The organism is Bradyrhizobium sp. MI1.11 (assembly GCF_055811255.1).
The window spans coordinates 1-358 of record NZ_JBVVPM010000216.1 but is presented as its reverse complement, the minus strand read 5'-3'; the positions used below and the strand labels follow the sequence as shown (position 1 = coordinate 358).

Below are 358 nucleotides of genomic sequence, written 5' to 3'. Positions count from 1 at the left end.
CCTTCGAACCGGCATCAAAAGTGCCTAACGTGGTCGCGTAGAGAGGCGCCACAAAGGAAGGACCGTTCCATGGAGAAGATTATCACGGTGGGTTTGGATTTGGCCAAGTCGATCTTTCAAGTTCACGGCATCGCCGAAAACGGGAAAGTCTTGGTTCGTCGCACATTGCGGCGATCGCAGGTTCTGCCCTTCTTTCGAAGCCTTCCAGCTTGCGTGGAGCGGCGGGAAAGAAAGGCTCGGCGCGATATCAAAGCGCGGAAATCGGCAACTACGGACGCTCCTGATCGTTGGTGCGACCTCTATCATCAAGCTTGCTAAACGAGGCTTGAAAGTCCCACTCTGGATTCGGACCATGCTG

General features: G+C 54.7%; 2 pseudogenes. Both read left to right on the top strand.

The annotated features are described in order from the left end of the window. Positions 1 to 69: 69 nt before the first annotated feature. A pseudogene (locus tag AC0L30_RS43170) lies at positions 70 to 216 on the top strand (IS110 family transposase); the annotation flags it as partial. A gap of 1 nt (position 217) precedes the next feature. Beyond that, a pseudogene (locus AC0L30_RS43165) lies at positions 218 to 358 on the top strand (transposase); the annotation flags it as partial.